Origin of the sequence: Paenibacillus sp. FSL k6-2145 (assembly GCF_037976585.1) — a bacterium.
Classification (GTDB): Bacteria; Bacillota; Bacilli; order Paenibacillales; family Paenibacillaceae; genus Paenibacillus.
This window is the reverse complement of record NZ_CP150267.1, coordinates 4,276,201-4,292,233: the sequence shown is the minus strand read 5'-3', so window position 1 is coordinate 4,292,233 and position 16,033 is coordinate 4,276,201. Positions and strand designations below refer to the sequence as shown.

The 16,033-nt window shown below is 44.0% G+C and carries 13 protein-coding genes; 5 read left to right on the top strand and 8 right to left on the bottom strand.

Annotation, left to right across the window (positions count from 1 at the left end):
* Positions 1–34 precede the first annotated feature (34 nt).
* Positions 35–1,636 (bottom strand): AraC family transcriptional regulator, encoded by a 1,602-nt coding sequence (locus NZ043_RS19110; RefSeq protein WP_339309062.1) that lies wholly within the window; start codon positions 1,634–1,636, stop codon positions 35–37.
* A gap of 391 nt (positions 1,637–2,027) precedes the next feature.
* On the opposite strand from NZ043_RS19110, the gene NZ043_RS19105 reads away from it, so the two are divergent.
* The 3 genes from NZ043_RS19105 to NZ043_RS19095 all read left to right on the top strand — a co-directional run bounded on the left by NZ043_RS19105 (position 2,028) and on the right by NZ043_RS19095 (position 3,521).
* The gene (locus NZ043_RS19105; RefSeq protein WP_074094402.1) at positions 2,028–2,447 is read left to right on the top strand and encodes a MarR family transcriptional regulator; all 420 of its coding nucleotides are present in this window, start codon (positions 2,028–2,030) and stop codon (positions 2,445–2,447) included.
* Between the two features lie 29 nt (positions 2,448–2,476).
* Positions 2,477–3,127 carry a nitroreductase family protein gene (locus tag NZ043_RS19100; protein ID WP_091032364.1) on the top strand — a complete coding sequence of 217 codons (651 nt, stop codon included), beginning with the start codon at positions 2,477–2,479 and terminating at the stop codon, positions 3,125–3,127.
* 97 nt (positions 3,128–3,224) lie between these two features.
* Positions 3,225–3,521: a putative quinol monooxygenase gene (locus NZ043_RS19095; protein WP_017689458.1), complete on the top strand. Its 297-nt coding sequence runs from the start codon at positions 3,225–3,227 to the stop codon at positions 3,519–3,521.
* 226 nt (positions 3,522–3,747) lie between these two features.
* On the opposite strand, the gene NZ043_RS19090 is transcribed toward NZ043_RS19095, so the two are convergent.
* The 7 genes from NZ043_RS19090 to NZ043_RS19060 form a co-directional block, all read right to left on the bottom strand.
* A complete protein-coding gene (locus tag NZ043_RS19090; RefSeq protein WP_249911194.1) occupies positions 3,748–4,668 on the bottom strand; it encodes an NAD(P)-dependent alcohol dehydrogenase in 921 nt (306 codons plus the stop codon).
* A 93-nt stretch (positions 4,669–4,761) separates the two neighbouring features.
* Positions 4,762–7,452, bottom strand: a complete 2,691-nt coding sequence (locus tag NZ043_RS19085) for a LuxR C-terminal-related transcriptional regulator (protein ID WP_339309061.1) — start codon at positions 7,450–7,452, stop codon at positions 4,762–4,764.
* A 185-nt stretch (positions 7,453–7,637) separates the two neighbouring features.
* Positions 7,638–8,987, bottom strand: a complete 1,350-nt coding sequence (locus tag NZ043_RS19080) for an FAD-binding oxidoreductase (protein ID WP_339309060.1) — start codon at positions 8,985–8,987, stop codon at positions 7,638–7,640.
* 174 nt (positions 8,988–9,161) lie between these two features.
* On the bottom strand, positions 9,162–9,689 hold the full coding sequence (locus NZ043_RS19075; RefSeq protein ID WP_339309059.1) for a MarR family winged helix-turn-helix transcriptional regulator: 528 nt from the start codon (positions 9,687–9,689) through the stop codon (positions 9,162–9,164).
* 44 nt (positions 9,690–9,733) lie between these two features.
* On the bottom strand, positions 9,734–10,543 hold the full coding sequence (locus NZ043_RS19070; protein ID WP_339309058.1) for a lysophospholipase: 810 nt from the start codon (positions 10,541–10,543) through the stop codon (positions 9,734–9,736).
* A gap of 247 nt (positions 10,544–10,790) precedes the next feature.
* Positions 10,791–13,214 (bottom strand): flavocytochrome c, encoded by a 2,424-nt coding sequence (locus NZ043_RS19065; protein WP_289391891.1) that lies wholly within the window; start codon positions 13,212–13,214, stop codon positions 10,791–10,793.
* 13 nt (positions 13,215–13,227) lie between these two features.
* Complete coding sequence (locus tag NZ043_RS19060; RefSeq protein WP_206105783.1) at positions 13,228–13,845, bottom strand: NADPH-dependent FMN reductase; 618 nt, start codon at positions 13,843–13,845, stop codon at positions 13,228–13,230.
* A 176-nt stretch (positions 13,846–14,021) separates the two neighbouring features.
* Here NZ043_RS19060 and NZ043_RS19055 point away from each other — a divergent pair, with 176 nt between their 5' ends.
* Both NZ043_RS19055 and NZ043_RS19050 read left to right on the top strand, forming a co-directional pair.
* On the top strand, positions 14,022–14,951 hold the full coding sequence (locus NZ043_RS19055) for a LysR family transcriptional regulator (RefSeq protein WP_133384201.1): 930 nt from the start codon (positions 14,022–14,024) through the stop codon (positions 14,949–14,951).
* 9 nt (positions 14,952–14,960) lie between these two features.
* On the top strand, positions 14,961–15,899 hold the full coding sequence (locus NZ043_RS19050; protein ID WP_133384200.1) for an FAD:protein FMN transferase: 939 nt from the start codon (positions 14,961–14,963) through the stop codon (positions 15,897–15,899).
* The last annotated feature ends 134 nt before the right edge of the window (positions 15,900–16,033 follow it).

Genomic DNA, 16,033 nt, shown 5'->3' with positions numbered 1-16,033 from the left:
CATGGATTATTCCACTCTCTTCTCTTGCACAATATCACCGTAAGGTAACCCCAAGTTGCTCTGCCACATATTGCATGGCCCACATGCGTCCGGTTGGACCCAGCGTTTTGAAGAAAATATCTCCTGCATTATATACATGGCCTACTTGAACAGCCTTTAATGCCAACCATGCGCTGGATTGCTGCAATTGCCTCAGTTGAGCACGTGCCTCTTCTGTGGGATCGACCATTACAAACACATGATCCGCGTCGTATAAATGCAAATCGCGAACTTTACTCTCTACAGCCCACTGTTGTTCCGGAAAATCACGAGGCAAATAAAATCCCAGATCATCATACAACAGGGCCCCTGTCTGATTATTCAATCCATACATTCGGTAGAAATGAGAAGTCACCCGGATGAACATGGCACTCTGTTTCCCCCACCTCGATTGAATGCGCCCTCGAAGAACCCGGCTCAGTTCAGCATGTTGTTCTATCCACTGTACAGCCTGCTCGGTGCGGCCCATAATATCCGCCATATACAGGAGCCTCTCGCCAAAATGGTTGGTGTGCTCCAGCATGGTGGTAGGCGCAATACGATGCAGGGAGTCATTTGGCTCCAAACGATCACTTGTAATGATCAGGTCCGGTTGGACTCGCCTCAAATCATCATAGTTCTGATTGAAGCTATCCAGGATAAGTCCCTGATGACTGTGTGCTTGAAGCGCAGGTATGGCAATATGACGAGCCACCCTCTGACCATAGGATAAAGCGGATACTGGCCTCAAACCGAGCGTTATCACATAATCGTCCAACCCGTAATACAAGGTGGCAATGCGATTCACTTTATTTTTCATATACAACGTTGGGGCGATTCCTTCGTTTTTCTTGAAAACTCTGCTGAAATAGTGCTCGTCCTTATAACCCACTTGCTCCGCAATTTCCTTGATTTTATCTGAAGAAAATAACAGTCGCTTGGCCTTTGCCATACGTAGTTTCAGTATATATTCATTCGGGGTCATATTTAATTGCCGTTTGAATGTTCTTATAAAATGATTCACACTAAGCCCTGCCATGCGGGCCATCTGATCAATTCGAATGTCTTCCGTATACTGATGCGTCATATACTCAAGTGCCAAATCCATCCCTGCTACAGGGGGAGTTGCTTCTTTCACGTGCATCATTAACTGAATCAACAACTGATGCAAAAGATGTTTCCTGCGTGTCTTTTCCAGACTCGTGATGGAGTACTTTCCACTCACCAGGGTATCCATCATCTCCTGAATATCGCGTGTATTGGAAGGAACATTAAGTTTGCCCGTCACAGGAACATCAAACGGCTCGGTATACCAAGCATTGCGACTCCGGGTAAGCGCCACACAGGAAAATAAGATGATCTGATATCGAACAGGTGCTTGCAAATCCGTCTGAAACTCCACATGCATTCCTGGCTTCAACAAAAACCACTCGTCTTGAGACACCGTATGTACATTGTTATCCATAGACAAAGATCCCTTGCCAGCGATGACCCTGCAAAGGGCGAACCTTTTCCAGATCCGACGCTGAACAGCCCCCGGATTGCTAGAGTAATGGCAGACGTGGACAGCAGAGAAATGTAGTTGCTCCAATCGTTTGATCCAATCATTTTCCTCCATGATGACATCACCTCCCTGTTTGGATCGAACCCTGTAATCGTCTGATTAACAATATATTTTGCCTTTCAGTTAATTATAGAAAGATTGATAACAATTCTCAATAACATAAACAATCAATATTAACTTATCTATTTGGACATCCTATACGGACTACAATGTAACGTAGCGGGATAATAACGCTAGAATCAGCAACATTTTCTAACCTGTTGCAAAATCATAAAAGGCATGATATATTAATTGAGCCATCAATGATTGACGCATCAAATATTGATACATCAATGATCGAGAGCATCCAAATAATCATTAGGCAATGGCATTGTATACTGCAATATTAATCATTGGTTAACATACGCCGTTGTTCATGATTCAGATTCACCCGGGAGGTCTAGTCATGACACGTATTGTTTCCAAAGAAGAACAAATCATCAATCTGTTGAACGTGTTGGGTAATAAAATCAGTCCCAAGTTTGAACGCTGTACAGGTATCAGTTCCTCTCGCTTTGAAATTCTGCATGAGCTGGATCAGGTGGATGAGATTAACCAATCCATGCTGCAGAAAATCATTAATATTGATAGTGCTGCGATTACACGCCACTTGAAACAGCTTGAGGCGGACCTGATGGTTACAAGACGTAAGAATCCCGATGATAATCGGGTCACTTTTGTTCGTTTGACGGACCACGGTCGGAAGCAGATTGAAGGCTACAAAGCAGAGAAGACCAATTTTATCAACCAGATTTTACAGGATTTTAGTGAAGACGAAGTTCAATCACTCGCCGATTTCCTGGAACGTATGCAGAACAATTTCTAAACCCATATATATAGAGGAGAGATCCATTCATGAGTACAATTCAAAGCAAATTCCAAAAAACCAATGATTTTAACGAAATTACCTACGGCCGCCGCTCTGTTAAGCTTTACGATCCTGAAGTAAAAATCAGCCGTGAAGAAATGACTGAAATTCTGGCAGAAGCTTCCCGTGCACCATCTTCGATCAATTTGCAGCCTTGGCGTTTTCTGGTTGTAGATACGGCTGAAGGTAAAGAAAAACTTGCTCCACTTGCAAGATTCAATCAAAATCAAGTGTTGACTTCCTCCGCAGTCATTGGCGTATTCATTGACATGAAAAACGCGGAACATATGGAAGAAATTTTTGGTAAAGCTGTAGAACTCGGTTATATGCCACAAGAAGTCAAAGATATGCAACTCTCAAAAGTATTGCCTTATTATGAAAGTATGCCTGCTTCCGCTATTCGCGAAGTTAATATGATCGACGCTGGCCTTGCTTCCATGCAATTAATGCTTGTAGCACGTGCTCACGGTTATGATACCAACCCAATCGGTGGTTACGAAAAAGATCAAATTGCAGAAGCATTTGGCATGGACAAAGAGCGTTATCAAGCGGTTATGCTGATCTCGATCGGTAAATCGGCCAAAGAAGGTCACCCATCCTACCGTCTGCCTGTAGAAACAATCACAACTTGGGCATAATATCAGGGACGGTTTCCCTGTAAGTCACGATTTTACTAGTTAATAAGCATACATTCTTAACACATTCCAAACAAACACAATATGGAGGTTTTACATTATGATTATCATTCACGCTCATCTGCAAGTTAAACCGGATCAAGAGCAAGCATTCCTCGCAGCTGCGAAAGAACTGATTGCTGCTACACGTCAAGAAGAAGGTAACATCAGCTACGATTTGGCAAAAAGCACAGAACGCGAACAACAATACACGATGATCGAGCTGTGGAAAGATGAAGCTGCTACAGCATCCCACAACACAAGCGCGCATTTCCAAGCTTTTGTTCAACAAGCAGCAGCATTCATGGCCGCTCCAATGAACGTTGAAGTATTTGCTGGAGAACAAGTTAAAGCTTAATAGCTCATTAACTGCCATGCGTATCTAACATGCGAAGAAGCCGCTCTTGGTCATATGACCAAGGGCGGCTTTTTGTATTATCAGGTTAGCCAGTAATTACTGGTTGGCCTTATAAAATGTTCTTTCAGCATCACCAGTAATTCTACGATCCTCAGATTGACTAAGATAGCCTGATTGGGAGCTAAATCATTTCCATTAGAAGATCATCCCCCGTGTATGACGTCGTTTAGTTCTCATGTTTGACCGTAATCACGACATTTCCCCTCTTTCGTCCTGTTTCCACATAACGATAAGCTTCCTGAATTTGCTCCAAGGCATAACGTCTGTCAATCACTGCTTGCATCTCACCAGCCTCCATCAACTCTTTAAGAAGTAGCAGATCCTTTGCAGTGATCCTTGCGATGCCTTGCCCATCAACAGTGACATATGTGCCGTTAGGTGCCACTAGGTGCCGACACTGACCTTTGGTGACTTTGCCGACTGCATCCAATATCAGATCATACCGCTGACTTGTTTTTGTAAAGTCTTCCTTCATATAATCTATAACATGCTCGGCACCAAGTGACTTCGCGAACTCCACATTCGTTGTACTGCATACCCCCGTCACTTCTGCTCCAAAATATTTCGCAAGCTGTACAGCAGCAGTTCCTACGGCTCCCGAAGCTCCATAGATGAGCACTTTCATTCCCCGTTTAATGTTTCCTTTGCGCAGAAAATATAAGGCCGTAGTTCCACCGAACGGAATTGCTGCTGCTTCCTCATACGTTGCGTTGAGCGGTTTCAGAGCGACTGGATCCTCTTCGGATAGACATATATACTGAGCATGGGCACCAAAAGACAATCCATTGATAGCATACACCTGATCACCTAACTTAAATTGCTTGATTTCCTTGCCAATCGCCGTAACTTCTCCTGCCAACTCTACGCCCAGGACCGAATTTCGAGGTTTTCGGAATCCCAAAAAAAGACGCATCGGTACCCAGTACAGAAACGGAACATTGGAACCACGAACTCTGCAGTCCCCGGATGTTACAGTTGTTGCGTGTATTTTAATCTGAATCTCATGATCTTTGGGTGATGGCTTCGCTATGTCTCTAAGCTGCAACACATCTGGTGATCCATACTTCGTACATATGATAGCTCTCATATCTTTTCCCCCACATGTTCCTGTTTGTCAAGAGTATATCTGGAAGTGGGTTCGGCCCCTAGATACTAAAGTATCGTTTCAAGGATACACCCGTTACAGGATTTTCCATTCACGTGCTTTTGCCACTGCTTCGGTTCGTCGCTTCACCTGCATTTTGTCAAAAATAATCCGGTTATGTCCTTTCACGGTAGGCAGTGCAATATGAAGTATCTCACTAATCTCCCGATTGGATCTTCCCTGCGCAATGAGATGTAATACTTCGAGCTCTCTCACGCTTAACGGATCGATTTGCTGTTCAGAAACGTACGGATATACATCTGTCTCTTCCAAAATCATTTCTATTCTGTTGTCCTCAGCTTCATCAAATGCAGCCAGTAATTGAAGCAAATATAAACGTGAGTCACCGCGTGCTGTTATCCTCTTCAAAAGGCTGTACACAACAACACCTTCGTCTACAAATACACGAATGAAGCCTGATGGCTCTGCCATCATCATTGCCTCAGTCAGGAGCTCCATAGCTTGTGTTCTATTTCCATGTTCCTCATGGATAACCGCCAGAAGGATTGTTGCCTTGAGCTGTTCATCCTTGAAGCCTTTGGTTATGGCCAAGCGAAGACAGGATTCCATCATACCAAGTGCCTCCAAGGTGTTCCCCTGCTTCAGCAATACTCTGGCCTGACTAAGCGCATGATTTCTGTCCCATGATAATCGCATTGCTTTTTTCAGATCGCCCTGACGAAGGAGCACAAGAACGTATGCAGCAGTAATATCAGGGATCACCTTTGTAAAATTTAACCGTTGGGCCGTTTCGTTGATTCTATCTAACATGATAGCGGCTTTATGAAGATCCGCCTTCGCAAGCGTCACTCGGGCGAGCCATAATTCACTTGCAACAACCCTGTCCGTCTGGACAAATTGATGTGCCAACTGCACACTCTGTTGAGCGTGCAACATCGCCACATCAAGGTTATTCCATTCATAATGAACTCGCGCCAGACCAAAATGGGCTTCACATGCAATGGGCAGCGGTGGCTTACCTGCCATATGTACCACCTGCTGATAGGCTTCAGCCGCCAGGTGTAGCTGATTGTTGGATTCCTGCATATTCCCCATGCCCAGTGTCGCCATCATCGTGATGATATGATGTCCGATCCTGGTACTGTTCGCTAATGATTCCTCGTAGGACAATTCGGCTTCCACACGTTTTCCCTGAAGCTGATATGCATATCCTAATGTCCAAGCTGTTGCTGCACGAATGGGCAGATTATGAGGATGCAAATATTTGAGTGCTCGAAGTGACTCCGCAATAATTGTATCCGCATCGTGCCGGCTGACAGCCAGCGTGGCTCGGATGGAAGCGATATGTCCGATGAGATCAGAATTTATCTTTTCAGGTTCCGTATTTTGTAACGCTTGTTCAGCAGACTGCAATCTGGGTTCCACGTCTATCATATGTCCTGACACTAATAACGCAGCCGCATGCATCACCCATAGGGAAGGTATTGAATCCATTTCTACTGAGGATAGAGAACTCAACCATTGCAAGGCAGAAACAGCACCCCCGCGAAAAAGAAGTGGCATACCTTTACCTTCCAACAGATTCGATGCCCGATGAGTATCTGCCGCAGCTACAGCATGATTGAAAGCCTCCAGCTCCATTTGGTGCTTCTCATACCAGATGCTCGCTCGCTTATGTATCTCAGTAACAGACAGATCGGTCTCAGCTGTGCCGGCGTAATTTGAATTCTGGTGTACTCTTGTACGCAATAAATCTGCAAACAGATGATGGTAACGATACCATCGCCTCTCATTATCTAGGGGAACGATGAAAAGATTGGCTTGCTCCAGCCACTCCAACATGTCCTGTCCGGTAAAATCAACGGATTCATGTTCCTTTGGTTCATCTATATCAAAGATCGCATCACACAATGAACCGCATAATCGATCCAACATGCACGTTTTCAACAAAAAGTTCTGTACCTGTTCGGTTAGCCCTTGTAATATTTCTTCCATTAGATAGTCCAGTACAAATGGGTCCCTGCCACTGAACGTTTCCATAAAGTGATTTGGATCAGAAGAACCCTGCATGGATAAGGCCGCTAACTGCAACCCGGCAACCCAGCCTTCTGTTCGTTTTTCAAGGAGAGCGACATGTTCCTCTGAAAGTTTCAATCCCATGACCCGATCCAAAAACTCACTGCTTTCGGCAGAAGTAAAACGCAGATCACTACCACGTATTTCAATCAATTCCCCCTTTGCCCGTAGTCGAGCCAAAGGTAACTTGGGTTGCTGACGCGTAGTCATGACGATATGCATATGCGGGGGCATGTGCCTCAGTAAGTAGACAAGCGCTTGATTGATCACTTCTGAAGTCATGAGATGATAATCATCCAGAACAAGTACAAAATGATTTGTTATTTCAGAAACTTCATTAAGAAGGTATGTAATAATGGTCTCGAGAGGTGGCGGCTCGGAAGATTGAACAAATCCCATGATTCCTTCAGCAAGTTGGGGGACAATCGTCTGTAACGAAGCACATAGATATGTCAAAAAACGTGAAGGATCGTTATCCGCTTCTTCCAGCGAAAGCCAAGCAGTATCTATTGAAGAAGACTTAACCCATTGATTGACTAGTAGTGTTTTTCCTGATCCTGCAGGAGCAGAGACCAGTATAAGTTTAGCGTGCATCCCCTCGCCCAAACGGACATACAGGCGGGGACGATCGACTACATGGGAGCGCTGAACTGGAATGGTTAATTTCGTAGATAAGATCGGTGCATACATGAGCCAAACCTCCATTCAAGGGTCTCGAACAGCAACTGTATCGTTTCATATATCGTTTTGGCATCTATACTACCATAAAAATCAATAAGACACGCCATAAAAGACGTGTCTTTATTATTAGTAGTACATAGATGAATTTAACTTCTGATTAGCACTAGCTGCTAGTATAAATGAATGGCTCTACCTTACACTCTCCGAGCCGGCGTGATGCTTTGCGGATTGTTAAACACATTTTTCGGGTCATACTTGGCTTTGACTCTCCGCAGTCTGGCATAGTTGGCTCCATAGTACACTGGACCGGAATTCTTGATCCCTTGGTCTGGAACGTTGATATAGGAACCCACAATGTATGGTTGCAATTTCTTGCGAGTATTACGAGCGAGTGCAATATTTTTGGCGGCATGGGATGGTTTGAGCCACGTACTGGTCCATTCCACATAGAACTTCTCTTTGCGCCAGAAGAACGCGGTAGATCTAGGTGATTTGCGACTTACCGCTCCGCCCCAGTTGAGGAAATAGAACCCGCCTGGTCCCTCTTCCAAGTTCTCCAAAAATGCGCGCATCGATTTAATCGCTTTGTCGGGGAATGGTTTTCTTCCAAAACCGGACGAGAACTGGTTGCTATACCGTTGAGTCTCGGTCGGATCAGGTTGTAATAAGAACTTCACAACTTCTGTGTAAGGTAACAAACGAACAATGGAACTTGTCGGTTTGCCAACACTCGTAATTGGCTGTAATAAACGGAGAGCCTCTGTTTTAGAGCCTAAGAACAGCCCTTCCATAAGGACGTTGCCACCCTTTTTCGGTCCGATGGACAACTCGCTACCCAGTCTCGTATCCACAGAGGGAGCCCACCTCTGCCATACTTTAAGTACCTTCTCGAATTGAGACCATGGCCAGGTGATTTTAAATACAGTCGCCTTCGCTGGAGCACGGCGCACTTTGAATTTGTAGCGGGTGTATACTCCGAAGTTACCACCGCCTCCTCCCCGAGAGGCCCAGAAGAGATCTGCATTACGATTTTTATTGGCCCGAATCACTTTTCCTTTGGCGTCCACCATCTCTACCTCAAGCAGGTTATCACTGATAAGACCGATGGTACGCTGGAGAGGTCCAATTCCCCCACCTAATGTAATTCCACCGATCCCTACAGTAGGGCTGTCACCAAAAGGAGCTATGAAACCTTGCTTGGCAAGGGTATTCGCAATTCTTCCAACTCGGTTTCCTGTTCCAACAACAACCGTTCCATTTTTTTTATCAAGTTTGATGGAATTCAGATCACTCACATCAATCACAATTCCGCCGTTAACCTGTGAAAGATTAACCTCAAGTGCATGCCTGCCGCTTCGCGGCCTGATCGGTACATTATTTTCACGAGCCCATCGGATAGCGTTGGAAACATCTTTCGTCTTTTGGGCAAAAACAAAAACTTTAGGATATTTGTCGGTATGCGGGTCCCAGTTCTTGCGCGCGGCTTCATATCCTGGATCACCCTTGTAAATAACCCGTCCGGTAAGCTTTGTTGATGATTTCACACGTCCCACTCCCTGCTGAATAATCGTCCTACAGCCTCTACTGCATCAAGCACTTTATACTGTATGACGGACATTCGCGGAGGGAATGGGCTGGTGCCCTTAATTTCAAGGTTCGTGTTTCGGATTGAGTTAGGCCACAGAACAGCCTTGAGGAAAATCCCTTTTATCTCGAAACTAGTCGCTGCCCGAATCGGAATCAATTTTGATTAACTTGCGTGCTTCCTGTTCTTTTTCACCATACCAGACGAGCACGTCGGCAAATAAATCCATGATGCGAACAAAGTTCTGCTTATCCACTTCTGAAATCTGATCTGCATACTTGAAAATTTCATCAAAGCAAAGCTCCCTTACAAATTCGGTATACTTCGCATATACCTCGCGACCTTTCGGCGAAGGTTTGACGTATATGTCTTTGCGGTTACCGCTTAGATGAAATTTTTCGAGCAGGCCTTTTTCCGTCAGATTCTTCACGTTCTTGGAAAATGTACTGCGGCTTACGCCCAGGCGTGCCGCCATTTCCGACATCTTCTCTTCTTTGTCCTCGGCTTCCAGAATGTATTCCAGCGTCTGGATCTGTGAAGCCGAGAACATCATGTCTGTACCATAACTTCGCTGCAGCTTATAGGTATTCGAGTACGCATTACCGTATTTGATAATTTTCTCAATCAGTTCCCGATGGTCGCCCATCCAATCTAATTTCATGAGTAATCCCTTTCATATTCAGATTCTCTCTTACTCTACTGAAATCAGATTCGTTTTTCAATCCATGTAATTGCTTCTTCAATAACATCATCACGAGTTGGTTCATTAAATATCTCATGCATCAGATGAGCATATATTTTGAGTGTTTTATCCGTCGAAGCGATATCGCCGTAAAAATCACGGGAATCCTTTTCGCTGACCAGTCCATCATTGGCTCCATGCAGTACAAGCACGGGATCTGTAAACTGTTTGGCTTTCTCCTTGAGCCATGTTATGCCATTTCCCAGACTGTTAAATAAATCTACAGAGATCTGCTTTTCCACCAGCGGGTCATTTGCGTAAGCGGATACAACTTCAGGATCGCTGCATACACCGCTGCCCAGCTCATTTGGGAAATACGTGCCTGTAGGAAGATCCATCGGCAGTTCTCCGGCAACTTTTGTATTGTAACGAGTGAGCGCTCCGGATAGCACGATGCCTTTAACCTTGCCAGGATATTTCGTTCCAAAGGATGAGGTTGCAAAACCGCCCATACTATGTCCGATGACAAACAGCGGAAGATCTCCGCTCTCTTGCAATGCCGCCTCGACAATGACATGAACATCTTCAATAAGATGATCAAATTCTTTATAAAACGTTCGCTGTCCTTCCGATCTGGCATGACCGCGATGGTCAAACCGATATACGTTAAACCCGCGCTGGCTCAGCTTCTCTGTCACATAATCGTAGCGCCCTGCATGCTCAGCTAGTCCGTGTACAATAACGACAGCGGCTTTTGCATTTTCTACTGTATCCTTGCTGAAATAAAGCTGTGTACCGTCAAAGGATTGAATCTTTGTCTCAATTTTAGTCATCGTTTCCCCGTCCTTTTTGTGATGTCCAAGCTTAAGCTCCGAGAGATCATTTCCTCCGCCCTACCATGGACACGCTTATTATTATTTCACTTAAAAATGATATTGTTTCTCACAGAAACAATATATCATCCGACATAACTGTTGTCCACAGTAATTTTAAAGCGTTTTCAAACAAATAAGTATCACTGCTATGAATCATAAAAAAACCACTAAACACTCGAGAATCCTTGTGTTTAGTGGGAGGCTTTTAGTTCATTTCATCAACAGCAGTCTTACCTGCGATTCGTCCAAAAGTAAATATGTCTGTCAAGGCATTACCACCTAAACGGTTGCCTGCATGTATACCTCCTGCTACTTCCCCAGCGGCATACAGATGTGCAATCGGCTGACCGTTTTCATCCAATACGCGAGTTTGGGTGTCGATCTTAATTCCGCCCATGGTATGGTGAACCGCCGGTTTTCTAGGTGTGGCATAGAATGGAGACTTCTCGACTTTTAAGCTAAACGTATCCTTATGAAACTCCGGATCAAAGCCCGCATCCACATATGAGTTATACTTATCAATCGTATTTCTAAGAACTTCAGGTTCCATATTGATTTTCACTGCCAGTTCTTCTATGGTATCGGCTCTGAACAAGGTACCTGCTTCGACTTGACGGTCTATCTTTTCCTGACTTGTATTCGCTGCGGTTTTCTTGATCTCGTCATCCGCAATCAGGTAAAATAAACTTCCCTGCTCGATTGCCGCTTTTGTTAAGACATCTCGTCCAGAGAATTCATTAACAAATCGTTCTCCCTTTTTGTTCACAATGACAAAGTTCTCAGGTGGTACTTGCAGTCCACTGAAGAGTTCGCCCGTTTCCGGATCGGCTACCGGCATCATTTGAGTGAAGCCCATGCCTGTCAGTGCTGCTCCTGCACTCTTACCAAGCGATATTCCATCACCAGTCATCGCATAGGAATTTGTTGTTTTGATATCATCGTCAATATGGCTCCAGTACGTGTTATATTCCTTGAGCATCTGTGTATTTGCACCAAAACCACCACTAGCAAGAACAACCGCTTTAGCATGAATCGTAATTCTCTGTCCGTTAACTCCGGTTGCGATGACACCTGTTATTTTTCCATCTTCGATGATCAGTTGTTTGACCGGGCTATCTGTAATAATTTTTCCTGAATGCTCTTCTACATATTTGCTAAGTGCAATGATAAATGCAGAGCCATAACTTTTCACAGGTTTATGACCACGGCGCCAAAGGGCACCCACTGGAGCAAACACGATGCTTTTATCGTATTCAACACCGATATCCTCAAGCCATTGCACACTTTCCAAGGCATAGTCTGTAAGTACTTTAACCAGATCGTACTGTCCATAGATCGTGTTTCCATTCAGGTCCGTTCGTTTGCCCCCGAAATACGTTTGCATTCTGTGAAGCAGCGGGGAATCAAATAAATAAGCCTTTTCTGTGCCGAACTTATCCTGATACGCAGTAAACTCTTCTTTGAGTGCATGAAAATCATCGATATATTCCGGATGGATCAAGCTCTCATCGGTACTTAATAAATTCTCAATCGTCTGTCTTTCCCCTGGATTCTCAGTGAACTGTTGTTGCCATACAGGATCTGCAGCATTAACAGGACCACCTGAACGGATCGTGTTTCCCCCAACAGCAGGATATTTCTCAAGCACAATCGCACTTGCTCCATACTGTAAAGCTGTAGCAGCCGCACTGAGTCCAGCGCCGCCGCCTCCTACAACGACTACATCACAAATATATTCCTCATCATTCTTCATCTGACTGCTGGCAGGTTTTGGACGTCTTTTCAGAATATCCGGGTTAACTCCGGCAAGTTTAACCGCTTTGGATACACCGTTAATCACAGCGTTACTTGTTTCAGAAGCACCAGAGAGAGCATCCACATTCAGCGTCTGACCCTCGATAATTTTATTCGGAATTCTTACAAAAACAACATCCGCGATACCTTCGGTTTCTCCGGTGGAATCAATATCGATGCTTTCGATCCGATTTTCACTAAAGGATACCTTCATCGGCAGATTGCCACTATGACCTATGGCATTGACCTCATACACACCGGGATTATAAGTGAATTCTTCTTCTTCGTTCAGCTGATTTGAAATTTTGGCAAACCGAAGGAACCGCAGGAAACATGTTTCCAGGAAATCGATCGTTCCTTCATTGTTCAGGTTGCCTGATTCGTCAAATGCTTTATGTGCGCTGCCAAGCAAAAATTCATACCCTGGCATCACATTAGCTTCGACACCTGGTGCATCCAGAATTTGACGAAGATGCAGCTGTGCACGCGAGGAACCTTGTGTTCCCTGTGACGCACCTATGATCATCACGGGTTTTCCAGCCAGCGGATGGATTTCAAAGCTCAACCATTCCAGCAGACTTTTAAGGGATGAAGGGATGGAATGGTTATATTCTGGAGTCGCAATAATGACACCATCACTTGCCATAATTTTTTCATTAAACGATTGTATAATTGCACTGTTTGTTTGGTTATCGGACTGATTAAACATCGGAACATCTGTAATATCGAGGATTTCAATGGCTGCTCTGGACTCAAAATGCTTTTGTATGAATTGAAGCAGCTTGCGATTATACGATTTCTTTGCATTTGTGCCAACGATCGCTATGATTTTCATTGTGATTAGCCCCCTACTCTTGCCAGGAAAATTTCTTCGTTTTTTTCTTCAACGTCCGTTTTGACAGCAGTTCCGTAGTGATCTCCGTAAACAAAACAAACTCCCTGAAGATTTCGTCAAGCTCCGCTACTTTGTCAGCGTCAATGAGATTACCACTGCTATCAAATGCACTCTGTGATTTTCCCAAAAGAAACTCGCTGCTAGGCATCATTCTCGCACCAAGCTCAGGCGAATCCAGGATTTGTCTAAGATGTGCTTGTGCCCTGGAAGAACCGAGTGCACCATGTGAAGCACCCACAATCAGAACCGGCTTGTCTTTCAAGGTTTGAGTGGTATAACTGATCCATTCCAGCGCACTTTTCAGAACGGCAGGAATCGCATGGTCATACTCAGGAGTAGCGATAATGACACCTTTCGCTCTAGAGATTTGATCTAATAAGTCTTGTACCTTCACAGGAATATCAACTTCAGCATCCTCTAATTCATCTTTTTCAATAAAAGCAGGCAAATCCTTAATTTCAAACAAGTCAATCTGGGCTTCACTAGCAAAATGCTTTTGCATAAATTGAAGTAACGTCCGGTTGGTTGACACATCTGAATTTGTGCCTACGATTGCTAAATAGTTCATCATAATCCCCTCTCTGTCATTCAAGATGATGTTCGTAAATGTCAGACTCGTTCTTTCGGCATAACTCTAACATTCAAAGCTCAAATGATCTAATAGTTATTCATTGCAGTTTGATAACTAATTTGTTATAATCACCTCAAATTCAAAGTTTGTTACTTTTTTCACAAAGGGTGAGGAACATGTCTAAGTTAGAATCTCAAGATATCTTGTGTTACATTGACAGCCTATTGAAATACAGTAACTATAGCAGGGCCGCACAATCCCTTTACATATCTCAGCCCTACCTCACTAAGGTTATCAAGAAAATCGAAAGTGAATTGGGCTGTGAGCTAATCACTCGCAACAAACTTCCGTACCGATTAACCGAGCAGGGAAAAATATATTATCAATACCTAACGTCACTCGAACATAGCTACGCCAAGCTTATGAGGGAAATCTCATATGTATCGGATCTCGACAATATAGTGTTACGGATCGGCATTCTTCCGAGCCTCGGTGCGTACTTAACGCCCCTTTTTTTACCAGCTTTTCTGGAGCTTCATCCTGCTTATAAAATTAATCTTGTCGAGGATTTACCTGAAAAAAATGAGAAACGTCTCCAAAATAATGAGTTGGACTTCTGGATCGGGCAAAATTCAAGCAGTATCTCCCCTAACTTGAACTCGTTTAACTGGGGCAGGCACAGTTACCAGGCCATCATTCCGCGTTGCTGTGAATTATATCAAGAGAATGTTGCAATTATCCCGGAGGGCACGATTGAGATTAGCACCATTTTGAATCAACAGCTTATTCTAACGTCCAAGGGTTCGGCAATCCGAAAACAGATTGATCAATTGCTCAGTGTCTACAAGATACAGCCTAATATCGTGATGGAGAGCAAAGAAATTTACACGGTACTGAAGCTGGCAAAGCATAATTTAGGTCTGACCTTTGTGCCTGAAAGTATCCATATCAAGGAGTGCCCTTCGGAATACAACATCTATCCAATCCCTATAGAGAAGATGAGTCTGGATTATTTTATAGCCCATCATGGAGAAAAAAAGCTGAATAGCGTGGATCATGACCTCATCCATACTTTTCTCAATCACGGACAACAATGTGCAATATAGGAGGCTATCATGAAACCTTTTACGAGAACGATACCGCTTATGGGAACTAACATATCCCTCTATATCGAGGGGACAGATGCTGAAGAGCTTGCCGAGGAAGCCGCGAATATGCTCGTCCGTTATGAACAAGTGTTTAGTGCCAACAGTGAGCAATCGCAGCTTGCCATGCTAAAAAAAGAAGCCGCATCACATCCGCTTAGCGTAGACAAGGAACTGTATGATCTTATTAAGATAGGCAAAGAACACAGCCTGAATAAGGATTCTTTTCTGAATATTGCGATAGGGCCTTTGATCAAATTGTGGAGAATTGGTTTCCGCGAGGCACATGTGCCGGAGGATACAGAGATTAAAGCGGTGCTGGAGCTCTTGAATCCGGAGCATATACAGCTTGACGATGAGCAGCAAACGGTTCATTTATTCAAAAAGGGCATGGAAATTGACCTTGGAGCGATTGCTAAAGGTTATTTTGCCGATCAAGTTATGTCATTTTTCAAAAAAAACGGAGCTGCATCAGCTATGGTCGATATGGGCGGCAATGTTTTGGTTCATGGCGATTCTCCTACCGGGTCCAGTCACTGGAAGGTTGGAATTCAAAATCCCTTTTTACCTAGAGGAAATGCAGCAGCACTCGTTAGTATACGCGAGCAATCCGTTGTTACATCAGGAATATACGAGAGAGTTTTAGAGAAGGAAGGGAGTCAGTACCATCATATATTTAACAGCAGAACAGGTTATCCCATCGAAAGTAATATTGCTTCGTTAACGATTATTGCGGATAAATCGCTGGACTGCGACATATATACTACAGAATTGTTTGGGTTAGATGCGGTCTCGATTATTCATAAAGTAAATAATATGAAGGATATCGAAGCTGCCGTAATTACGACGGATGGAAATCTGGCCTATACCGATAATCTTAGGGGAAGAATTGAGCCTGTATTAAGGTAAAGTGGACAGACCTATGACATAAGTGGATATCATCTTTCATCCTACTCACTGATTAAACAAATAATAAAGTGGACGGAAAAAGTTCTTCCGCCCAACTTTATTATCAGAGTGAATCAATAGCAACTGCCCTTTAC